The sequence below is a fragment of the Mycobacterium sp. 3-98 genome, assembly GCF_035918355.1.
In the GTDB taxonomy this organism is placed as follows: domain Bacteria; phylum Actinomycetota; class Actinomycetes; order Mycobacteriales; family Mycobacteriaceae; genus Mycobacterium; species Mycobacterium intracellulare.
The window spans coordinates 1,250,606-1,271,810 of record NZ_CP142360.1 but is presented as its reverse complement, the minus strand read 5'-3'; the positions used below and the strand labels follow the sequence as shown (position 1 = coordinate 1,271,810).

Here is a 21,205-nt window from a genome sequence, read left to right as displayed (position 1 = left end):
GGACCTCGATCCCGGGGGCCTGCGCGCAGTGACTTACTTGACGGTGACGGTGGCGCCGGCGGCCTCGAGCTTGGTCTTGGCCTCGTCGGCGGCCTCCTTGGCGACCTTCTCCAGCAGCGGCTTGGGCGCGCCGTCGACCAGGTCCTTGGCCTCCTTGAGGCCCAGGCCGGAGACGATCTCGCGGACCACCTTGATGACGCCGATCTTCTTGTCGCCGGCGGACTCGAGGATCACGTCGAATTCCGACTGCTCCTCGGCGGCCTCGGCGGGCGCGCCACCGGCGGCCGGGCCGGCCGCGGCGACGGCGACCGGGGCGGCCGCGGTGACCTCGAAGGTCTCCTCGAACTTCTTGACGAAGTCGGAGAGCTCCAGGAGCGTCATCTCCTTGAACGCGTCGAGCAGGTCGTCGGTAGACATCTTTGCCATGGGTGTGGGTCCTTCCTTGTTTTTCCCAGGTTCCGGGGTGGTTGTTATTCGGCTTCGGCCGGGGTTTCCGCAGGCTCGGCGGGTGCTTCCGAAGCGGGTTCCGGGGCGGCTTCCGCGGCGGGCTCAGCGGAAGCTGCTGGCCCCGCCGGTCCCTCTGCGGCCTTCTTCTCTTGCAACGCGGCCGCGAGCCGGGCGACCTGCGACGCCGGGGCGTTGAACAGCCCGGCCGCCTTGGCGAGGTTGCCCTTCATCGCGCCGGCCAGCTTGGCCAGCAGCACCTCGCGCGACTCGAGGTCGGCGATGCGCTCGACTTCGGCGACCGTCAGCGCGCGGCCGTCCATGTAGCCGCCCTTGATGACGAGCGCCTTGTGCTCCTTGGCGAAGGTCTTGATGGCCTTGGCGGCGTCGACCGGCTCCCCGGTGATGAACGCGATGGCCGTCGGGCCGGCGAAGAGTTCGTCGAGGCCGTCGACCCCGGCTTCCGACGCAGCACGCTTGACCAGCGTGTTCTTGGCCACCGAGTACGTGGCCGACGCGCCCAGCGAGCGCCGCAGCTCGGCCAGGTTGGCGACCGTCAGGCCGCGGTACTCGGTGACCAGGGCAGCGGTCGATTCCTTGAACTGCTCGGCGATGTCCGCAACGGCGGTGGCCTTGTCAGCCCTGGCCATGCCTACCTCCTGAAGTGAAGTCATGCGACGTGTCGTCTCGATTCCCCCGAAAACGACGAACGCCCCGGCGCAGGAAACGGCCGGGGCGTACAAACACGCCGGCGCGAGCCGGCGTCATGCCTCGTCCTCCTGCGTGGGCCGCCGGGATACTCCCGGACCTTCGACCGATTGCTCGGTGACCGACGGTCTTCGGTGGAACGGCTAACACAATAGCGTGGCCTGCGCGGTCAGCCAAAACGGCGACCCCGGACGCCGGCTCAGATGACCGCGCGGGTGACGCCGAGGGTCAGCAGGACGAACACCGCCAGCAGCAGGGCCACCCGCAGCCGGTGCAGCCGATCCCACCGGGCCGCGAGGTCACGCGAGAGCTCACCGGCGGCCGGCCACTTGGCGATGCGGTTGTTGATCGGCACCAGCAGCGTGACCGTCAGCAGCACGACCAACACCATCAGGGCGCCGGCGGCCCCGTAGGGCCAGTCGCGCGCCGCGCCCCGCTCCTTGATGGCCAGCGCCACCAACAGCAACAGGCTCAGCGCGTACCAGAACGGCATCGTCGTGCCCAGCGATCGGGCGGCGCCGACGCGGGCCGCACGGAAGGCGTCGTCGGGCAGCCGCGCGATGAGCGGGTGGAAGAACACCGCGACCGCCAGCTCCACGCCCACCAGCAGGCCGGTGATCACGACCGCGAGCGCGTCGATGCTGTGGTTCATGCCAGTCAGCGTAGAAAGCCGGGCGCGGCGTGCGCCGCGTCAGCCCAGGGCCGCAAGGCGGGCCGCGCCGATCAGGCCGGCCGCACCGCCGAGCTCGCCGGGCACCACCCGCAGCCCGGACAGGAAGTCCAGCCCCGCGTAGTCGGCCAGCTTCGCCCGCAGGGGGTCGAAGAGCAGCGGCCCGGATTTGGACACCCCTCCCCCGATCACGACGAGGTCCAGATCGCAGACCGCGCCGACCGAGGCGATCATCGCGGCGAGCGCGTTGGCCGATCGGTGAAAGGCCCGCCGGGCCACCGGGTCTCCGGCCGCCGCCGCGACGGCCAGGTCCCTGGCGCCCGCGCCGGGCGGCGCCGCCCACCCGTTGTCGCGCGCCCAGCGCACCATCCACGGCCCGGACGCCACCGTCTCCACGCAGCCGCGGCCGCCGCACGTGCACGGCGGCCCGTCCAGTTCGACGACGATGTGCCCGACGTGGCCGGCGTTGCCGGTGCGCCCGGCGTAGGGGACGCCGTCGAGCACCAGACCGCCGCCCACCCCGGTGGAGACCACCATGCCCAGCAGGAACCGGGCGTCCGGCCCCGCGCTGCGGCCCGCCCCGATCCAGTGCTCGCCCAACGCCATACACAGGCCGTCGCCGCCCAGCACCACCGGCACCCCGGGCACCGCGGCGGCGACCCTGTCGCGCAGCGGGAAACGGTCCCAGCCCGCGATGTTGATCGGGCTGACCGATCCGGTGTGCAGGTCGATCGGCCCGGCCGAGGCGATGCCGACGGCGGTGATCGGGGCGTCTGCCGCGCGCACCGCGTCGGCGATCATCGCCTCGACGACGGCCCACACGTCGCCGGCGGCGGTCGTGACCGGGGTGGGGCGGATCGCGCTGTGCACCAGCGCGCCGGCCGAATCGACCAGTGCGGCCGCGATTTTGGTGCCGCCGATGTCCAGGCAGAGGGTTGGCATGGTCTCAGTGCCGGTGGGTGTTGTCGGGTTGGCGGGGGTCGCCGGGATGCTCGTAGCCGGGCGCGAGCCGCACCAGCTCGGCGCGGCGGGCGTGCAGCCACAGCCGGAAGGCGCGCCGCCGGGCGGCGCCGCGCAGCTGCTCGGCGATCGCCGATCGCACCTCGGCCAGCGGTGGAGCGGCCAACGCCGTTGTGCGCCAGCCGTTTTCACCCGGCCGTGCCGCGGCGAAGCGCAGCGGGTTGCGGGCGTGATAGGCGGCCACCTCGTCGTCGGTGACGTGCACGTCGGCGGTGACGTCGGCGAACAGCGCCCGGGCGCGCGGGTCGGCCAGTACGGCCGCGGCGATGCTGCCGATCTCCAGCCGTGCGGTCACGTCGGGCAGCAGCTCCGTCTCGGTCGGGGCTTCGCGCGGGTCCAGCCCGCGCGCGTCCGCCTCGGCGGCGACCACCCGCCGGGTCACGATGAGCTGGGTCAGCCAGCGTCGCAGTTGGCGGCCCTCGCTGGTGCCCGCGGCCGGCAGTGCGCCCGCTCCCCGCCCCGCGCGCAGCCGCGTTTCGGCCGCGTCGACCTCCGCGCACGACACGGGGATGCCGGCGACGGTCGCGACAGGGTGGCCGCTCATGTCACCGTCACCCGGACCGCGGGCGAGTAGACCAGCCGCCCGGCGCAGCCGATGCGCACCAGCGCCCACCATTGCCCGGGTCCCAGCCAGGCCGGCGGGGTCACCCGGAAGCCGAGGCCGACGGTGCCGCCGGCGGGCAGGACCGCGCCGAGGGCGGCGGGTCCCATCCATTCCCACGTGCCCCAGGGGCTGATCAGATGCGCCTCGAGCGCCAAATCGGCCCGGGCGTGGGTGCCGACGGTGACGGTCACCTCACCCGCTTCGCCGGGCCGCAGCGTGACCTCGCGCGGCCCGTCGGCGAGGTAGACCAGCCCGCCCGGGTCGACCGCCGCGCCGCCCACCGCGACCACGCACACGTCCTCGACCGCTTGCCGCCAGGGGGCGGGGATGTGTTCGCCGGTGAGGCGCAGCCGTGCCCGGACGGGGTAGAGGCCCGGTTCTGCCGTCGGCGGGATCGACACCACCACGTCGGCCTCCAGGTGGCCGCCGCTGCACAGGGTGAAGGGCAGCTCGGCGGGCGTGGCCGACCAGCCGTCCGGGCACGCGAGGACGACCCCGCCGCGCAGCGTGGCGTCGCTGCAGTCGCTGGCCGCGGTCAGACGCACCGTCACGTCGCGGCCGGGCTGCGCACTGATCTGCGACGGGTGCAGGTGGGCGACCGCGGGCAGGCCCCCGAGCGGCGCGGGCCCGCGGTTGTGCAGCCAATAGCGGGCGTAGAGCGGCTGGGCGGCCTCGGCGTTCGGCGCCAGGGCGGCGGCGTCCGCGAGCGTCGCGGGCAGGTCGAACCGGGCCAGCACGGTCGCCACCTGGTAGCCGTGCAGGTCGACCGAATCCAGCCGCCCCTCGGGAGCCTCCAGGAGGTCGGCGGCCCGCAGGTCGCTGATCGCCGCGACGTCCGAGCTAAGCGTCACCCGCGCGCCCGCCCCGGTCGTCTCCACCAACCGCAGGGCGACCGAGTGCGGGTCGACCGGCGCGGCGCGGCCCGCGGTCAGCGGATCGCCGGCCGCCTTGAGGGCCGCCAGGTGGACCGAGTCGGCGAGCTCGACGCGCAGCAGCGCACCGGCCGGCGGCAGCGCACCGGGCCGCCGGCCCCCGGCGACGGCGAGCAGCGGCTGCGCGAACTGCGCGCTGCGGGTGGGGATGTCCGCGCGCCGCCAGTCGCCGTCGCCGCTGACCAACGCGTAGTCGAAATCGTGGGTCCAGTGCTGCAGCTGGAAGTTGGAGCCGTCCGGCGCGGTGCGGCGGGGGTCATCGATCCAGATGCCCGACGGCCAGCCGGTGCACGAGCGCATCAGCGCGGTGTGCAGGGTGCCCTCGGTGTCGACGGCGAAGCTGGGCACCCCGCGGTTGAGCAGGGCGACGGTGCGGTCCTCGAACGCCTCCGTTCCCGACGCGGGCCGCTGCGCGACGACGATCTCGGCGTCACCGAGATCGTCGGCCAGCGCGGCGATCTCCGCGCGCAGGTCCTCGTCGGCGCGGCCGTCGACGACCAGCACCGGCAGCGCCCGCAGTCCACGCAGGTCGGCGCCGGGCACCCACACCGCGGCCAGCGGCGTCTCGGCCGGCACCCACACCCGGGCCCGGCCGGTCGCCGCCAGCTGGCGGTCGAGTTCCCCGGCGTACACCGGATCGGCGTGGGCCAGCACCGCCTCGGTGAAGGCGTTGCGGTCCGGCCCGCCCAGCGCGATCCGCACGTCGGGCAGGTTGGAATCCACCTCCAGGTGGCCGTAGCGGGGCTTGTCCGCGGCGGTGCAGGTGGCCGTGACTCCGGCGCGGACCAGCGCCACCATCAGCTCGCGCGCCAGCGGCCCGGACACCGCCTCCGCCGGAGACACCACCTCGGCGACCGAGATCGCCCGCACCCCGGCCCCCGACACCCGGACCCGGGCGGCCGAGGACAGGCCGAACCAGCCGTACGCCGGGTTGTCCAGGGCCCACAGGTGCCGGGCGGTGTCCACCGCGCGCGGCCCGTCGTGCAGCAGCGCGAAACCGCGGCCGACGACGGCGTCGCCGACTTCGCTGACCGGCATGGCGCCCGGCACCGGGCACGGCCAGCGCAGCCGCACCAGCTGATCGGCGCCGGTGAAGTCGTCGATGGTGGTGCGGCAGTCCACCCGCGCGACGCCCCGCCACAGCGTCAGGGTCTGGGTGTAGCGCAGCAGCGTGCCTATCCGGCCGCGGACCACCACCCGCTCACCGAGGGGTCCGCGGAAGGCCCGCACCCGCGCCGGCGATTCCGACGAGCACACCACCGGCCCCTTGGGCAGCAGGTGCCACGGTCCCTCGCCCTGCGTGGGGTGCGACGGGTATTCCTCGTAGACGGCGAGCTCGTTGCCCACCCGGCCCTCGGCGATCAGCTCGCGGCCCCCCTGGGCAGACAAGTCGATCAGCGAGGCGACGGCCCCGCCGCGGGCCGCGTCGACCTCGAGCCGGTAGTGCTCGTTGGCGATCACCGATCCCGGCACCGCCGCCCAGCCGGCCGCTTCGTCGGCGGGTGCCAGCCGGTAGGCCCGCCAGCCCAGCGACCCGACATCGCGGGCCAGCCAGGTGACCGAGCTCCCGTCGTGCTCGACCAGCGCGGGCAGTTCGGCGCCGTCGGCGTCCAGCACCCGCACGCCCGCGGGCAGCGGCGGATCGATGCGCGCGGTGACGAAATCGGTGCGTGGGTGCGCCAGGGGGTTCCACACGACGACGTCGCCCTCGATCGCCCCGGACAGCAGCGCCAGCGAGGCGTCCCGGGCCGTGCGGCCCAGCTCCCACGCGTCGCGCCAGCCGGTCAACAGGTCGAGGTAGACCTGGTCGGATTCCGACCCGGTGATCGCGTCGTGGTGCGCGCCGTAGGCCAGCTGCACCCACGCCTTGGCCAGGGCCGCATGCGGGTAGTCGGCGCCGGTCGCCAGGGCCGCGAACACCGCGAACCGCTCGGCCGCCAGCACGGCGTTCTCCGCGGCCCGGTTGGCTTGTTTGGTGTCGATGTAGGACACGTCCTTGCCGGTGTAGATCGGGTTCATGTCCCGGGTCTGCGGCGACGGCTCACACCCGCGCTGCGCCAGCTCGGCGCGCACCGCCGCGAAGAACTCGCGCGGCAGCGCGCACACGAATCGCGGCCAGGTGTAGCGGGCGGCCCAGTCGCGATGGATCGCGGTGACCCACGTGTTGGGCGGCGTGTAGTCGGTGCCGACGGGCAGCAGCACGTTGCGGGTCAGCGCCACCGTTTTGAGCTGATCGAACAGCTCGTACGTGGCGTCGGAGGCCTCGCGCAGCGTGGACGCGGAGTCCATCCACCACCCCGCCGAGTAATGCGCGGGCATGTAGTGGGTGAGCAGGCCGCGGCCCGACGGCGAGATCCACTCGAACTCGCTGCAGAACTGCATGCCGCCCAGTCCGCCGTCGCTGTGCATCGGGCCCCACTGGTGGTGCGGTCCCCGGGCCCACGAACTCGACGTCAGGCCGGCGTCGGCGGCCAGGCCCGGGAACTGCGGGTCGTGGCCGAACACGTCCAGCTGCCACGCGGTCGCCGGGTCGGCACCCAGGACGTGGCGCTGAAAACCCATGCCGTGCACCAGGTTCCGGATGGTCGTTTCCGGGCTGGTGAGATTGGTGTTCGGTTCGTTGTAGGTGCCGCCCAGCACCTCGACACGGCCCTGCGCGATGAACCGGCGCAGATCGGCGCGGTCCTCGGGGCGGGTGTCCCAGTACGGCTTGAGGTAGTCCACCTCGGCGAGCACGAACTTGTACTCGGGCTCGCGGCGGGCCATCTCCAGGTGGGCGTGCACGAGCTCGAAGCCGTTGGTCTGCCGGGCCCGCCCCGGCGGATCCTCGGTCCATTCGCTGGTGTAGGCGCCTTGGGTGTTCCACCACACCGGGTCGTAGTGGAAGTGACTGACCATGAACATGGTCCAGCCGGGCTCGGCGACCGTGAACTCGAACGGCAGGTCCGCGCGCCCGGCGCGCACCCGCGCGGACCGTCGCTCGCCGACCACCGCACGGTCCACGGCGACGGGGACCTCGACGAGCTCGTCGCCGACATCGGCGACCGCCTCCCCGGTCAGGCCGTCCCCGTCGATGCGGACCCGCGTCGGCTCGCCCACCCCGGCGACGGTGACGCGCGCCAGCTGCAGCGGGGCTTCCGGCGGCCCGACGAAAAGCTCCGTCGACTCCGCCGAAACCAGCTGCATCCCCGCACTTTACGGCGGCGCGGCCAACCGAGAAACCCGTCGCCTGACCGCGAACCCGTCGCATTGGTGGAAAGCTCGGTGCCATGGCAGATCTGAGCGCCCAACTGGCCGACCAACTCGACTGGCACTGGCGCAACCAGCTGCGCCCTCGCCTGGGCGGCCTGACCGACGACGAGTACTTCTGGCAGCCGGTGCCCCACTGCTGGACGGTGCACCCGGACGGGTCGATCGACTTCGCGTTCCCGGCGCCCAGCCCGGCACCGTTCACCACGATCGCGTGGCGCATGGCACACGTGATTGTCGGGGTGTTCGCGATGCGTGCCCATCACCATTTCGGTGGACCGTCCGCCGATTACCAGAGTTGGAACTACGCCACCACCGCCGCCACCGCCCTGCGGCAACTGGACGAGACGTACGCGGTGTGGATCAACGGTGTACGGTCGCTGTCCGCCGCCGACCTGACCCGCCGCTGCGGCGCGGCCGAAGGGCCGTACGCCGACTACCCGCTGAGCGCGCTGGTCTTGCACATCAATCGGGAAGCGATCCACCATGGCGCCGAAATCGCTTGCCTGCGCGACCTTTACGTTCACAACAGGATGGATTGACAATGCCCGCCCTCGCACCACCGGTGTCCGATGAACGCAGCGCCCTGCGCGAATTCCTGGCGTTCCACCAAAGCGCGTACTTCGCCGTCAGCTACGGCCTCACCGACGAACAGGCCCGCTCCACGCCGTCGGCCAGCGCGCTGTCGATCGGCGGGCTGGTCAAGCACGCCACGGGGATGCAGCACAGCTGGATGACCCGCGTCGCCGCCGCGCCCGACGCGCCGCCGAAGGACACCCGTCCGTTCGAGCAGATCAGCAAGGAGTTCGCCGACCAGCATGTGATGGGTCCCGACGAGACGCTGGACGGGCTGCTGCGGGCGTTCGAGGCGCAGAACGCGACGTCGCTGCGGCTGGTCGAGACCGCGGACCTCGACGCCGCGGTGCCCGTGCCGCGCGACATCCCCTGGTTCCCCAAGGACCAGCGGGCGTGGTCGGTGCGCTGGGTGATCCTGCACGTGATCAACGAGCTGGCGCGGCACGCCGGTCACGCCGACATCGTCCGGGAGACGATCGACGGCGCGACCATGTACGAGCTGATCGCCGGGCACGAAGGCTGGGCGATCGAGGGGTGGGTGCAGCCGTGGCGAGGCGGGCACCGGCACCAGTAGAGATTGGGACTTGCCAGCACCGGTTTGGCAGACTGCTGGAATGAGTTCTACCAAGCATCGAGAGGTGGCCAAGCTCGACCGGGTGCCGTTGCCGGTCGAAGCGGCCCGGGTAGCGGTGACCGGTTGGCAGGTCACCCGCTCCGCCGCTCGCATCGTCACCAAGCTGCCCGGCAGGGGTCCGTGGCAGCAGAAGGTGATCAGGCAGCTCCCCCAGACCTTCGCCGACCTGGGACCGACGTACGTCAAGTTCGGGCAGATCATCGCGTCGAGCCCGGGGGCGTTCGGCGAATCGCTGTCCCGGGAGTTCCGCGGCCTGCTGGACCGGGTGCCGCCCGCCGACCCCGGCGAGGTGCACAAGCTGTTCATCGAGGAGCTCGGCGCCGACCCGTCCGAGCTGTTCGCCAGCTGGGACGAGGAACCGTTCGCGTCGGCGTCGATCGCCCAGGTGCACTACGCGACCCTGCACAGCGGCGAGCAGGTCGTCGTCAAGATCCAGCGGCCGGGCATTCGCCGCCGGGTCGCCGCCGACCTGCAGATCCTCAAGCGCTTCGCCCAGGCCGTCGAGGTGGCCAAGCTCGGCCGCCGGCTGTCCGCGCAGGACGTCGTGGCCGACTTCTCCGACAACCTGGCCGAGGAGCTCAATTTCCGGCTGGAGGCGCAGTCGATGGAGGCGTGGGTCTCGCACCTGCACGCCTCCCCGCTGGGCCGCAACATCCGGGTGCCGCAGGTGTACTGGGACTTCACCAGCGACCGGGTGCTGACCATGGAGCGGGTGTCCGGCATCCGCATCGACGACGTCGCCGCCATCCGCAAGGCCGGGTTCGACGGCGTCGAGCTGGTGAAGGCGCTGCTGTTCTCGCTGTTCGAAGGTGGGCTGCGGCACGGGCTGTTCCACGGCGACCTGCACGCGGGCAACCTTTACGTCGACGATCAGGGCCGGATCGTGTTCTTCGACTTCGGGATCATGGGCCGCATCGATCCCCGCACCCGGTGGCTGCTGCGCGAATTGGTGTACGCGCTGCTGGTCAAGAAGGACCATGCCGCGGCGGGCAAGATCGTGGTGCTGATGGGGGCCGTCGGCACCATGAAGCCCGAGGCCCAGGCCGCCAAGGATCTGGAAAAGTTCGCCACCCCGCTGACCATGCAGACGCTGGGCGACATGTCCTACGCCGACATCGGCCGGCAGCTGTCGGCGCTGGCCGACGCCTACGACGTCAAGCTGCCCCGCGAGCTGGTGCTGATCGGCAAGCAGTTCCTCTACGTCGAGCGGTACATGAAGCTGCTGGCGCCGAAGTGGCAGATGATGTCGGATCCGCAACTGACGGGGTATTTCGCGAACTTCATGGTCGAAGTCAGCCGCGAGCACTCCTCGGACGTCGAGGTATAGGCGTGCAGGTCCGCACGGGATACGCCATATCAGGCGACCTGAAGCTGTACTACGAGGACATGGGCGACGTCGACGACCCGCCCGTCCTGCTGATCATGGGGCTGGGGGCCCAGCTGCTGCTGTGGCGAACCGCGTTCTGCCAAAAGCTGATCGACCAAGGGCTGCGCGTCATCCGGTACGACAATCGAGACGTCGGCCTGTCCAGCAAGACCCAGTACGGCAGCTCGGGACAGCCGCTGGCGACGCGGTTGGTCCGGTCCTGGCTCGGTCTGCCCAGCCGGGCGGTGTACAAGCTCGAGGACATGGCTGACGACGCGGCGGCCGTGCTCGATCATCTGGGCATCGAACGCGCCCACATCGTCGGGGCGTCGATGGGCGGCATGATCGCCCAGATCTTCGCCGCGCGATTCCGCGAGCGGACCCAATCCCTGGCGATCATCTTCTCCAGCAACAACGCGGCTCTGTTGCCGCCGCCGGCACCGCGCGCGCTGCTGGCCCTGTTGAAGGGGCCGCCGCCGAACTCGCCGCGCGAGGTGATCGTCGACAACGCCGTGCGGGTCGGCAAGATCATCGGCAGCCCGCGCTACCGGGTGCCCGACGAGCAGGCCCGCGCCGAGGCCGCCGAGGGGTACGACCGCAATTACTACCCGCAGGGCGTGGCGCGGCACTTCGCCGCGGTGCTGGGCAGCGGCAGCCTGCGGCGCTACAACCACGGCACCGTCGCTCCGACCGTGGTGATCCACGGCCGGGCGGACAAGCTGATGCGGCCCTTCGGTGGCCGCGCGGTGGCCCGGGCCATCGACGGCGCCCGATTGGTGTTATTCGACGGGATGGGTCATGATCTGCCACAGCAGTTGTGGGATCAGGTGATCGGCGTGCTGACTAACAATTTCGCCAGGGCGTGTTGAGCCAAAAGGCATTCCGCAGAAACATTTCCCCGCATTTTCAGTCCATGCCGCAGGGTTGTACGGTTGTCGAAGGAGGGTGGGTGTCGCAATGGTGAAGCTGGAGCCGTATTACGAAGAGTCGCAGGCTACCTACGACATTTCGGACGACTTCTTCGCGTTGTTCCTCGACCCAAACATGGTCTACACCTGCGCGTATTTCAAAGACGACGACATGACCTTGGAACAGGCGCAGCTGGCCAAGCTGGACCTGGGGCTGGACAAGCTGAACCTCGAGCCGGGCATGACGGTGCTCGACGTCGGGTGCGGCTGGGGCGGGGCCGTGGTCCGGGCGCTGGAGAAATACGACGTCAATGTCATCGGCATCACGCTCAGCCGCAACCATTACACGCGCACCAAGGCGCGGCTGGCCGCGATCCCGACGACGCGGCGCGCCGAGGCCCGGCTGCAGGGGTGGGAAGAATTCGACGAGCACGTCGACCGGATTATCAGCTTCGAGGCCTTCGACGCGTTCAAAAAGGAACGCTGGCCCGCGTTCTGGGACTGGGCATATGAAACCCTCCCCAACGACAGCCGGATGCTGATGCACAGCATCTTCACCTACCCGCAATCGCACTGGAAGGAAGTCGGCATCAAGATCACGATGTCGGACCTGCGCTTCCTGCACTTCCTCGGCAAGGAGATCTTTCCCGGCGGGCAGATGTGCGGCGAAGCCGACATCGTCGACCTTTCGCGAGCCAGCGGTTTCGGCCTCGAGCAGACGCAATACCTGCAGTCGCACTACGCCCGGACGCTGGACACCTGGGCGGCCAACCTGGAGGCCAACCGCGACCGCGCGATCGCCATCCAGTCCGAAGAGGTCTACGACCGCTTCATGCGCTACCTGACGGGCTGCGCGAACCTCTTCCGCAAAGGCATCTCCAACGTCGCCCAGTACACGCTCACCAAGTAGCGTCGGCGGAAAGTAGAGTTTGGCTGCGCGGTCGGGTCCGCGACGCGCACTCGCACCCTTAGGAAACGATGCCTCGACGTTGGGTATCGTTGCTGCTCACACCGGACCCCTCGATGCGCGCGACTAGAGACAGCGAACGTCATCGAGGAGAACAGGACGAAAATGGCTGAGCAACCGACTGGCCCGACGAAGACGCGGACGCGCTCGGAAGACATTCAGGCGCATTACGACGTCTCCGACGAGTTCTTCGGCCTGTTCCAGGACCCGTCACGGATCTACAGTTGCGCCTACTTCGAGCGCGACGACATGACCCTGGAAGAGGCCCAGTACGCGAAGATCGACCTCAACCTCGACAAGCTGGACCTCAAGCCCGGCATGACCCTGCTCGACATCGGCTGCGGGTGGGGCACCACCATGAAGCGCGCCGTCGAGCGGTTCGACGTCAACGTCATCGGCCTGACGCTGTCCAAGAACCAGCACGCCCGCGCCGAGGCGTTGCTCGGCTCCATCGACAGCAACCGCTCGCGGGAGGTGCGGCTGCAGAACTGGGAGGACTTCTCCGAGCCCGTCGACCGCATCGTGTCGATCGAGGCCTTCGAGCACTTCGGCCACGAGAACTACGACGACTTCTTCAAGCGGACCTACGACATCATGCCCGACGACGGCCGCATGACCGTCCAGAGCAGCGTCAGCTACCACCCGTACGATCTGGCCGCGCGCGGCAAGAAGCTGAGCTTCGAGACGGCGCGGTTCATCAAGTTCATCGTCACCGAGATCTTCCCCGGCGGCCGGCTGCCCTCCACCCAGATGATGGTCGACCACGGCGAGAAGGCCGGTTTTGTTGTGCCCGAACCGCTTTCGTTGCGGCCGCACTACATCAAGACCCTGCACATCTGGGGTGACACGCTCGAGTCGAACCGGGACAAGGCCATCGAGGTCACCTCCGAAGAGGTCTACAACCGCTACATCAAGTACCTGCGCGGCTGCGAGCACTACTTCACCGAGGAGATGCTCGACGTCAGCCTGGTGACCTACCTCAAGCCGGGCGCGGCCGCCTGAATTTCTGCGGCGCCTGTCGGATTGGCGCTGCGCGGTTCGTCGAGTAGGTAGAGAGTGGAGCAGACGGCTTCGCTCACTACCGGAGGTGACGACCATGCAGTACTTCGCCTTGTTGATCAGCAAGGAACAGGACCGTGCGCCCGACGATGCCGCCGCCGCGATGGCCGCCTGGGAGAACTTTCACGCCAAGGCCGGGCCGGCGATCAAGGCCGGTGACGCCCTGGCGCCCGCCGCGTCCGCCGTGGCCATTTCCGGCGGCCCGGACGCGCCGACGGTCACCGACGGTCCCTTCGCGGAATCCGCCGAAGTGGCTTGCGGCTATTACGTGTTCGAGGCCGAAAACCTCGACGAGGCGCTGGCGCTGGCGCGCGACGTCCCGGTGGCCGAGTTCGGGGCGGTGGAGCTGTGGCCGGTGGTCCACGCCGTCGAGCCGTCCCGCGCGCTCACCGGCAACGACTGGCTCGCGCTGCTGCTCGAGCCCGCCGAATCCGCGCACACACCGGGCACGCCGGAGTGGGAGGCGGTGGCGGCCAAGCACGTCGAGCTGCACGCCGCCGCCGGCGATCACGTGATCGGCGGCGCCGCGCTGCACGACCGGTCCACGGCGACGACCGTGCGGGTGCGCGACGGCGAGGTCCTCATCACCGACGGGCCGTACGTGGAGGGCGCCGAAATCGCCACCGGCATCTACCTGTTGAGCGCCGCCGATCGTGACGAGGCGGTCAAGATCGCCTCGATGATCCCCGCCTCGTCCGTGCAGCTGCGCCAGTTGGCGGGCGTCTCCGGCCTGTAGCCAGATGGCCGACCTGGACGGCGTCTTCCGCCGGGAGTGGGGCCCGGCCGTGGCCGCGCTCGCGCGGTGGTCGGGTGACCTCACCGTCGCCGAGGACGCCGTCCAGGAGGCCTGCGCCGAGGCGCTGCGCACCTGGCCGCGCGACGGGCTGCCCGCCAACCCGGGCGGGTGGCTGGTGACCGTCGGCCGTAATCGGGCCCGTGATCGCTTGCGCCGCGAATCGGTGCGCCCCGGAAAGGAATTGGCGGCCGTGTTGGACGACATCAGGGCGCGCACCGAGCACACCGACCCGCACCCGGTTCGCGACGACGAGTTGCGGATGATGTTCACCTGCGCGCACCCGGCGCTGGACCGGCAATCGCAATTGGCGCTGACGCTGCGGCTGGTCTCGGGCCTGACCGTCGGCGAAATCGCCCGCGCGCTGCTGCAGACCGAGGCGGCGATCGGCCAGCGAATCACGCGCGCCAAGAACAAGGTTCGGCACGCCAACATCCCGCTGCGCGTCCCGCCCGCCGAGCTGCTGCCCGAGCGCACCCCGCACGTGCTGGGTTGCGTCTATTCGGTGTTCACCGAGGGCTACTGGTCGACGGCGGGCCCGTCGGCCATCCGCGACGACCTGTGCGACGAGGGGATCCGGCTGGGCGGCGAGCTGTGCGCGCTGCTGCCCGCCGAGCCGGAGGCGCACGCGCTGTCCGCCCTGATGCTGCTGCACGATTCGCGACGCGCGACCCGGGTGGACGAGTCCGGGATGCTGGTGCCGCTCGAGGACCAGGACCGCCGCCGGTGGGACCGCGCGCGCATCGCCCGCGGGCTCGAGCGGTTGCGTCACGCCCGAGGCTCGACGGGCGCCTACCTGCCCCAGGCGGTGATCGCCGCGCTGCACGCCACGGCCCCGTCCTGGGAACGCACGGACTGGGTCGCCATCTGCTCGGCCTATGACCGGCTGTGGCAGCTCACCGGGTCCCCGGTGGTGGCCGCCAATCGCGCGCTGGCGATCGGCTTTCGCGACGGGCCCGACGCCGGGCTGGCCGCCCTGGACGATGTGGCTGGCGATCCGCGGCTCGCCCGCTCGAACCTGGTCGCGACCGTGCGCGCCGACCTGCTGCGCCGCGCGGGCCGGCCGGCCGATGCGCTGACGTGGTACCGAGCGGCGTTGGAGTCCAACGGGTCTGAGCCGGGACGCGCGTTCCTGCGGCGCCGCATCGCCGAGTGCGGGGGGTAATTCCCGCCGAACGTCGACTTGTGGCGCCGATTACTTGGGTGATCGCGCCACAAGTCGACGTTCGACCAGGAGAGAGATCAGGCCTCGGAGAAGTTGCGGGTGACCGACGGGTCGACCGGAATGCCCGGCCCCGTCGTCGTCGACACGGTGATCTTCTTCAGGTAGCGGCCCTTCGACGCGGACGGCTTGAGCCGCAGCACCTCGTCGAGCGCGGCGCCGTAGTTCTCGGCCAGCGACTTCTCGTCGAAGGAGGCCTTGCCGATGACGAAGTGCAGGTTGGCCTGCTTGTCGATGCGGAAGTTGATCTTGCCGCCCTTGATGTCGGCCACGGCCTTGGCGACGTCGGGGGTGACGGTGCCGGTCTTCGGGTTCGGCATCAGGCCGCGCGGACCGAGCACCCGCGCGATGCGGCCGACCTTGGCCATCTGGTCCGGGGTCGCGATCGCGGCGTCGAACTCCAGCCAGCCGCCCTGGATCTTCTCGATCAGGTCGTCGCTGCCGACGATGTCCGCGCCGGCGGCCTGCGCCTGCTCGGCCTTGTCGCCGACCGCGAACACCGCCACCCGGGCGGTCTTGCCGGTGCCGTGCGGCAGGTTCACCGTGCCGCGGACCATCTGGTCGGCCTTGCGCGGGTCGACGCCGAGCCGGATCGCCACCTCGACGGTCGCGTCCTGCTTGCTCGACGACGTTTCCTTGGCGAGCTTGGCCGCCTCCAGCGGGGAGTACAGGCTGTTGCGGTCCACCTTCTCGGCGGCGGCGCGGTATGCCTTGCTGTTCTTGCTCATTGATTCATCCAATCTGGTGTTGGGTCGTGGTTATCGGGCCGAAGCCAGCCCTCCCACGGTGGTGGTGCGGGGTATTACTCGACGGTGTCTTTGCGTCGATTCGTCCTTCCCATACCTACGCTGGGCCTCGTTCCTCGCCCCGCTTCGTCATGCTCGGACTACTCGACGGTGATACCCATCGACCGGGCGGTGCCGGCGATGATCTTGGCGGCCGCGTCGATGTCGTTGGCGTTCAGGTCGGCCTTCTTGGTCTCGGCGATCTCCTTGACCTGATCCCAGCTGACCTTGGCGACCTTGGTCTTGTGCGGCTCGGCCGAACCCTTGCCGACGCCGGCGGCCTTGAGCAGCAGCTTGGCGGCGGGCGGGGTCTTGAGCGCGAAGGTGAAGCTGCGGTCCTCGTAGACCGTGATCTCGACCGGGATGACCTGGCCGCGCTGGTTCTCCGTGGCGGCGTTGTACGCCTTGCAGAACTCCATGATGTTGACGCCGTGCTGACCGAGCGCGGGCCCGACCGGCGGCGCCGGGTTGGCCTGCCCCGCCTGGATCTGAAGCTTGATCAGCCCGACGACTTTCTTCTTCGGGGCCATGAGATGTTGTTCGTTCCTTCCTGGTTTGTGCCCGGCGGAGCCGCCGGTTTAGAGCTTGGAGACTTGGCTGAAGGTCAATTCGACCGGGGTTTCGCGGCCGAAGATCGACACCAGCACCTTGAGTTTCTGCTGCTCGCCGTTGACCTCGCTGATCGTGGCCGGCAGCGTCGCGAACGGGCCGTCCATGACCGTGACCGATTCGCCGACCTCGTAGTCGACCTCGATGGCCGGGCGTTCCAGCCCCCCGGCCTCGGCGGCGGTGGCGGTTGTAGCCGCCCCCTTGGCGGCCTTCTTCGTCGCGCCGCGCGGCAGCAGGAACTTCACCACGTCGTCGAGCGTCAGGGCCGACGGGCGCGAGGTCGCCCCGACGAACCCGGTGACGCCGGGGGTGTTGCGCACCGCGGCCCACGAGTCGTCCGTCAGGTCCATGCGCACCAGGATGTAGCCGGGCAGCACCTTGCGATTGACCTGCTTGCGCTGGCCGTTCTTGATCTCGGTGACCTCTTCGGTGGGCACCTCGACCTGGAAGATGTAGTCGCCGACGTCGAGGTTCTGCACCCGCGTTTCGAGGTTGGCTTTGACCTTGTTCTCGTATCCCGCGTAGGAGTGGATGACGTACCAGTCGCCGGGCTTGCTGCGCAGTTCCGCCTTGAGCGCGACGGCCGGGTCGACCTCTTCGGCCGGCTCGTCGGGCGCCCCGGCAGCGTCGGCGGCCTCGTCCGTGGTCGCCTCGTCCGTGGTCGCCTCGGAAACCTCGGAGGTCGCCGTGTCGTCAGAAACCTCGGCAGCTTCCGTGGTCTCTTTCAGGTCGACCGCGTCACCCGCGGACGGGTCACCGTCGAAGCTAGTCACGGTGTCAGTCCTCTCTGTCACTTTTCACAGCGGCGTCGCTCGCTCAGCCGAACACCAACAGCACCAGCTTGGTCAGGCCGAAATCCGCCAGGCCGACCAGCGCCACCATGAAGGCCAGGAAGGCCAGCACGACGGAGGTGTACGTGAGCATCTGCTTGCGGTTGGGCCAAATGACCTTCCGCATCTCCGCAACGACCTGCTTGAGGTAGTTGTAGACGAACAGGAACGGGTTGGCCCGGCTGTCCGCGGATTTCTTCGGCTTGGCGGCCTTCTTGGCTTTGGCGCCCTTCTTGGCCTTGTCCTTGCCGGAGGCTTCGATTTCGTCCGGCGACGCGGCGTCGGCATCCTCGCCGGCGTCGGCCGCCTTCTGGCGGGACCGCTTACCGGTCGGGCGTTGTGGCCGCGTCACCACCGCCGTCCGGACACCGCTCGCGCGGCCCTCCGTCGTGTCAGTGCCGTCGCTTGCGGCGTCGTTGGCAACGTCGCCTTCGTCGCTCACCGCACGCTCCTTTGTTTGCTAGTACCCCGAGAGCCGTCCCATCGGTGGCGGCGCACCTTCCAGTGTCCACCATGGCACATGCTCATGCCCATGGTCCGGCTCCGTCCGTCTTCAGCAGGGGCGACAGGACTTGAACCTGCAACCTGCGGTTTTGGAGACCGCTGCTCTGCCAGTTGAGCTACGCCCCTTCGCGGTTGGCAGGCCAACCTGCGCTTACCTACCGGGGCTTACATGACACGCGCGCCTTCCGATTGCTCGACTCACGGAAAGCGCGCTGATGCTGGGAAAACCCCGAGGTCCGAGTGTACATCGACGCGGGAGTCAGATACTAATTACGCCGTTCTGACGACCTGGCCGGACTCCGAGTCCCAACGCAGGTTCGCGGAGTTGTCGGCGTACTGGCCCATCAGCGTGGTGTAGGCCTCTAGGACCACCTCGTCGTTCTCGTCGGTGCAGATGTTCTTGGTGACGACGATGTCGGCGCCGAAACGCTCGTCCACCGAAACGATGTCCATCCGGGCCCACAGCTTGTCGCCGGCCTTGATCGGCTTGGAGAACACGAACCGCTGGTCGACCTGGACGATCACCAGCGTCTCCATGCCGATGTCGACGTGCCGGAAGAAATCCAGCTGGACCAGTTTGGCGAAGATGGTCCCGAAGGTCAGCGGCGCGATGATCGCGTCGTGGCCGAGTTCGGCGGCGGCGTCCTCCTCGAAGTGGGCCGGGTGGCGGTTCTTGATGGACAGCGCGAACTGGCGCAGTTGTTCACGGCCGACGACGAAGTAGTCCGGGTAGCGCCAGATCATCCCCCTGATGTCTGTCTTGAGCGCCATGCGCTATGCCAGGGTCGCGGACGCGATGGCCCTACCGAAGATCTTCTTGCCGCCGGTGGTGGCGGTGAGCGCGATGGTCACGGACTTGGTTTCGGGATCGGCGGACTTGACGCGGCCGTTGAAGACCAGCTCGGCGCCCTTGCCGTCGTTGGGCACCGGCACCACGGCGGTGAACCGCACGTTGTACTCGGTCACCGCGCCGGGGTCACCGATCCACGCGGTGACGTAGCCGCCGCCGATGCCCATGGTCAGCATGCCGTGCGCGATCGCGGTCTCCAGGCCGACGACCTTGGCCATCTCGTCGTCCCAGTGGATCGGGTTCAAGTCGCCGGAGACGCCCGCGTAATTCACCAGATCCTGTCGGGTCAACGGGTAGGTCTTCTCCGGAAGCTGGTCACCCACCTTCACGGAGCTGAACTCACGCAGTGGCATCAGAAAATCCCTCTTCTCCATCCTCGCCGGCACGGCCCGCCAGGGTCGTATAGGTCTCTTGCACGACGTCACCCGCCTCGTTGGTGATGACGTTCTTGGTGACGATGATCTGGGTGCCGTGCGACACCCGCACCGAGTCCACGTAGACGTCGCAGTAGAGCTTGTCCCCGGCGACCAGCGGCGCGAAGAACTTCAGCACCTGGTCGACCTGCACGATCTGGGCGTCCTGGACGGCGACGTTGGCGTGCTTGAAGAAGGCCGTCTGCGCCGTGTAGCCGAACACGCAGACGAAGGTCAGGGGGGCCGGCAGCCCCGAGTAGCCGAGGTCGGCGGCCGCCTTCTCCTCGAAATACGCCGGGTCGTCGTGTTTGACGGCGACCGCGTACTCGCGGATCTTCTCCCGCTCTACCTCGTAATGATCGGGGTAGCGGTAGTGCATCCCGACGATGCTCTCGGTTAACGGCACGGTTCTTAAACTACCTAGTCAATCGGAGTAAACGCTGGCGGGGCGCCGCTAGCGTGTCTCGCGATGCGCCTGGTGCTTACCGCAGTTGGGGCAGAACTTCTTCAGCTCCAGTCGGTCCGGGTCGTTCCGGCGGTTTTTCTTGGTGATGTAGTTGCGGTGCTTGCACACCTCGCATGCCAAGGTGATCTTCGGCCGTACGTCGGTACTGGACGCCATGACGGTTCTCTCTCGATTCTTGAAAAGATCTGTGCTGTTCTGTTGTAGCGATGGCCGGACTCGAACCGGCGACCTAACGATTATGAGTCGTTCGCTCTAACCGACTGAGCTACATCGCCTCTGGCCACCCCGTTTTGGGGTCGGGGCCGCCACGCCTGCTCGGCGTCCGCCGAGCCCCCTAACGGAATCGAACCGTTGACCTTTTCCTTACCATGGAAACGCTCTACCGACTGAGCTAAGGGGGCCGTTCACCCGAAGCGATCAGTCGCGCGGGCCTAAAAGAGGGTACAACCCGGCTCGCAGCGGCACCAAACCACGAGTACCGATGGACAGCGGCCCGCGGTGGTCACCCGAAATGCCCGGCTCACCCGGTCTCGCGGGAACGGCGAGGCCGCCACGCGTTGAGGTCGCTGAATTCGTCGTACTCGTCTTCCTCTTCGTCGGAAGCTCCCTCACGAAGCAGGGTGCGCAACGCGAGATTGACGGCCTCACGCGCGTCGGCGACACGGAAGCGCTGGATCGCCTCGTCGACCAAATCGAGGTCGACCTCGATTTCGACCTTCTTCCTCATGCGCCAACAATACCCACTGGCAACGGGCCCAACCCGGTGCTCCGAAGGGGTGTCGCGCCGCCGCCGGGCGGCGCGAACCAAGCGGTGGCGGACTACCCGCCGGGCCGCCGCGATCCGGGTCCTAGTCTGGTCACGTGTCAGATGACCGGCTCTACTTCCGTCAACTGCTCGCCGGCCGCGACTTCGCCGCCGGCGACATGTTCGCGACGCAGATGCGCAACTTCGCGTACCTGATCGGCGACCGGCAAACCGGGGACTGCGTGGTCGTCGACCCGGCGTATGCCGCCGGTGATCTCCTCGACACCCTCGAGGCCGACGGCATGCACCTGTCCGGGGTGCTGGTGACGCACCACCACCCCGACCACGTCGGCGGATCGATGATGGGCTTCTCGCTGGCCGGCCTGGCCGAACTGCTGGAACGGGCGCCGGTGCCGGTGCACGTCAATACCCATGAGGCGCTGTGGGTTTCGCGAGTCACCGGGATCGGGGTCGGCGACCTGACCGCGCACGAGAACCACGACAAGGTCAGCATCGGCGACATCGAGATCGAGTTGCTGCACACGCCCGGTCACACCCCGGGCAGCCAGTGTTTTCTGCTCGACGGCCGCCTCGTCGCCGGTGACACGTTGTTCCTGGAGGGCTGCGGGCGCACCGACTTCCCCGGCGGCGACTCCGACGAGATGTACCGCAGCCTGCAGCGGCTCGCGACCCTGCCCGGCGACCCGACGGTGTTTCCGGGGCATTGGTATTCGACGCAGCCCAGTGCCTCGCTGTCGGACGTCAAGCGGTCCAACTATGTGTATCGGGCCGCGGACCTTGACCAATGGCGAATGCTGATGGGTGGGTGATCGCTCGATGGGCCCCTTCGG

General features: G+C 69.2%; 24 protein-coding genes and 3 tRNA genes. 9 read left to right on the top strand and 18 right to left on the bottom strand.

Translation table 11 applies throughout. The annotated features are described in order from the left end of the window. Positions 1-33 precede the first annotated feature (33 nt). The 6 genes from rplL to QGN30_RS06185 form a co-directional block, all read right to left on the bottom strand. Complete coding sequence (gene rplL, locus QGN30_RS06210) at positions 34-426, bottom strand: 50S ribosomal protein L7/L12 (RefSeq protein WP_008260886.1); 393 nt, start codon at positions 424-426, stop codon at positions 34-36. 44 nt (positions 427-470) lie between these two features. After that, the gene (gene rplJ / locus QGN30_RS06205; protein WP_009956050.1) at positions 471-1,094 is read right to left on the bottom strand and encodes a 50S ribosomal protein L10; all 624 of its coding nucleotides are present in this window, start codon (positions 1,092-1,094) and stop codon (positions 471-473) included. A gap of 257 nt (positions 1,095-1,351) precedes the next feature. Further along, entirely contained in the window at positions 1,352-1,804 is a 453-nt protein-coding gene (locus QGN30_RS06200; RefSeq protein ID WP_038537594.1) for an anthrone oxygenase family protein, read from the bottom strand. Positions 1,805-1,843: 39 nt separating this feature from the next. Continuing rightward, positions 1,844-2,764 (bottom strand): ROK family protein, encoded by a 921-nt coding sequence (locus QGN30_RS06195; RefSeq protein WP_014381144.1) that lies wholly within the window; start codon positions 2,762-2,764, stop codon positions 1,844-1,846. 4 nt (positions 2,765-2,768) lie between these two features. After that, positions 2,769-3,386 carry a DUF7158 domain-containing protein gene (locus QGN30_RS06190; protein ID WP_008260892.1) on the bottom strand — a complete coding sequence of 206 codons (618 nt, stop codon included), beginning with the start codon at positions 3,384-3,386 and terminating at the stop codon, positions 2,769-2,771. After that, complete coding sequence (locus tag QGN30_RS06185; RefSeq protein ID WP_248923240.1) at positions 3,383-7,564, bottom strand: NEW3 domain-containing protein; 4,182 nt, start codon at positions 7,562-7,564, stop codon at positions 3,383-3,385. The genes QGN30_RS06190 and QGN30_RS06185 overlap by 4 nt, the downstream gene beginning before the upstream one ends. An 83-nt stretch (positions 7,565-7,647) precedes the next feature. Here QGN30_RS06185 and QGN30_RS06180 point away from each other — a divergent pair, with 83 nt between their 5' ends. The 8 genes from QGN30_RS06180 (at position 7,648) to QGN30_RS06145 (ending at position 15,095) form a co-directional block, all read left to right on the top strand. Next, positions 7,648-8,169 carry a DinB family protein gene (locus QGN30_RS06180; RefSeq protein WP_008260895.1) on the top strand — a complete coding sequence of 174 codons (522 nt, stop codon included), beginning with the start codon at positions 7,648-7,650 and terminating at the stop codon, positions 8,167-8,169. 23 nt (positions 8,170-8,192) lie between these two features. Continuing rightward, positions 8,193-8,777 (top strand): DinB family protein, encoded by a 585-nt coding sequence (locus tag QGN30_RS06175; RefSeq protein ID WP_014381146.1) that lies wholly within the window; start codon positions 8,193-8,195, stop codon positions 8,775-8,777. Between the two features lie 40 nt (positions 8,778-8,817). Then, positions 8,818-10,164: an ABC1 kinase family protein gene (locus QGN30_RS06170; protein ID WP_020823622.1), complete on the top strand. Its 1,347-nt coding sequence runs from the start codon at positions 8,818-8,820 to the stop codon at positions 10,162-10,164. A gap of 59 nt (positions 10,165-10,223) precedes the next feature. Continuing rightward, complete coding sequence (locus QGN30_RS06165) at positions 10,224-11,072, top strand: alpha/beta fold hydrolase (RefSeq protein ID WP_263646913.1); 849 nt, start codon at positions 10,224-10,226, stop codon at positions 11,070-11,072. 88 nt (positions 11,073-11,160) lie between these two features. After that, positions 11,161-12,021: a cyclopropane mycolic acid synthase family methyltransferase gene (locus tag QGN30_RS06160; RefSeq protein WP_008260900.1), complete on the top strand. Its 861-nt coding sequence runs from the start codon at positions 11,161-11,163 to the stop codon at positions 12,019-12,021. Positions 12,022-12,183: 162 nt separating this feature from the next. After that, positions 12,184-13,080, top strand: coding sequence for a hydroxymycolate synthase MmaA4 (gene mmaA4, locus QGN30_RS06155; RefSeq protein ID WP_201406291.1), 897 nt, complete (start codon positions 12,184-12,186; stop codon positions 13,078-13,080). 94 nt (positions 13,081-13,174) lie between these two features. Then, complete coding sequence (locus QGN30_RS06150; protein WP_008260902.1) at positions 13,175-13,873, top strand: YciI family protein; 699 nt, start codon at positions 13,175-13,177, stop codon at positions 13,871-13,873. A 4-nt stretch (positions 13,874-13,877) separates the two neighbouring features. Next, on the top strand, positions 13,878-15,095 hold the full coding sequence (locus QGN30_RS06145; RefSeq protein ID WP_014385822.1) for an RNA polymerase sigma factor: 1,218 nt from the start codon (positions 13,878-13,880) through the stop codon (positions 15,093-15,095). 77 nt (positions 15,096-15,172) lie between these two features. Here QGN30_RS06145 and rplA read toward each other — a convergent pair whose 3' ends face one another. From rplA to QGN30_RS06085, 12 genes are all read right to left on the bottom strand, one after another. After that, positions 15,173-15,880, bottom strand: coding sequence for a 50S ribosomal protein L1 (gene rplA / locus QGN30_RS06140; protein ID WP_008260906.1), 708 nt, complete (start codon positions 15,878-15,880; stop codon positions 15,173-15,175). A gap of 158 nt (positions 15,881-16,038) precedes the next feature. Further along, positions 16,039-16,467, bottom strand: a complete 429-nt coding sequence (gene rplK, locus QGN30_RS06135) for a 50S ribosomal protein L11 (RefSeq protein ID WP_007767860.1) — start codon at positions 16,465-16,467, stop codon at positions 16,039-16,041. 48 nt (positions 16,468-16,515) lie between these two features. Further along, the gene (gene nusG, locus QGN30_RS06130) at positions 16,516-17,319 is read right to left on the bottom strand and encodes a transcription termination/antitermination protein NusG (protein WP_009957382.1); all 804 of its coding nucleotides are present in this window, start codon (positions 17,317-17,319) and stop codon (positions 16,516-16,518) included. Positions 17,320-17,362: 43 nt separating this feature from the next. Then, positions 17,363-17,818: a preprotein translocase subunit SecE gene (gene secE / locus QGN30_RS06125; RefSeq protein WP_014381148.1), complete on the bottom strand. Its 456-nt coding sequence runs from the start codon at positions 17,816-17,818 to the stop codon at positions 17,363-17,365. Positions 17,819-17,933: 115 nt separating this feature from the next. Next, a tRNA-Trp gene (locus QGN30_RS06120) sits at positions 17,934-18,006 on the bottom strand. Positions 18,007-18,150: 144 nt separating this feature from the next. Further along, positions 18,151-18,651: a (3R)-hydroxyacyl-ACP dehydratase subunit HadC gene (hadC, locus tag QGN30_RS06115; RefSeq protein WP_009957384.1), complete on the bottom strand. Its 501-nt coding sequence runs from the start codon at positions 18,649-18,651 to the stop codon at positions 18,151-18,153. A 3-nt stretch (positions 18,652-18,654) separates the two neighbouring features. After that, positions 18,655-19,083 (bottom strand): (3R)-hydroxyacyl-ACP dehydratase subunit HadB, encoded by a 429-nt coding sequence (hadB, locus tag QGN30_RS06110; RefSeq protein WP_009957386.1) that lies wholly within the window; start codon positions 19,081-19,083, stop codon positions 18,655-18,657. Continuing rightward, positions 19,070-19,522, bottom strand: coding sequence for a (3R)-hydroxyacyl-ACP dehydratase subunit HadA (gene hadA, locus QGN30_RS06105; protein WP_014383315.1), 453 nt, complete (start codon positions 19,520-19,522; stop codon positions 19,070-19,072). The genes hadB and hadA overlap by 14 nt, the downstream gene beginning before the upstream one ends. A gap of 75 nt (positions 19,523-19,597) precedes the next feature. After that, positions 19,598-19,765, bottom strand: a complete 168-nt coding sequence (gene rpmG / locus QGN30_RS06100; RefSeq protein WP_003898538.1) for a 50S ribosomal protein L33 — start codon at positions 19,763-19,765, stop codon at positions 19,598-19,600. Between the two features lie 45 nt (positions 19,766-19,810). Beyond that, positions 19,811-19,884, bottom strand: a tRNA-Met gene (locus QGN30_RS06095). A 53-nt stretch (positions 19,885-19,937) separates the two neighbouring features. After that, a tRNA-Thr gene (locus QGN30_RS06090) sits at positions 19,938-20,010 on the bottom strand. Positions 20,011-20,129: 119 nt separating this feature from the next. Beyond that, positions 20,130-20,336, bottom strand: coding sequence for a type II toxin-antitoxin system VapB family antitoxin (locus QGN30_RS06085; protein WP_009957392.1), 207 nt, complete (start codon positions 20,334-20,336; stop codon positions 20,130-20,132). Between the two features lie 134 nt (positions 20,337-20,470). On the opposite strand from QGN30_RS06085, the gene QGN30_RS06080 reads away from it, so the two are divergent. After that, positions 20,471-21,184 carry an MBL fold metallo-hydrolase gene (locus tag QGN30_RS06080; protein WP_014385823.1) on the top strand — a complete coding sequence of 238 codons (714 nt, stop codon included), beginning with the start codon at positions 20,471-20,473 and terminating at the stop codon, positions 21,182-21,184. Positions 21,185-21,205 lie beyond the last annotated feature (21 nt).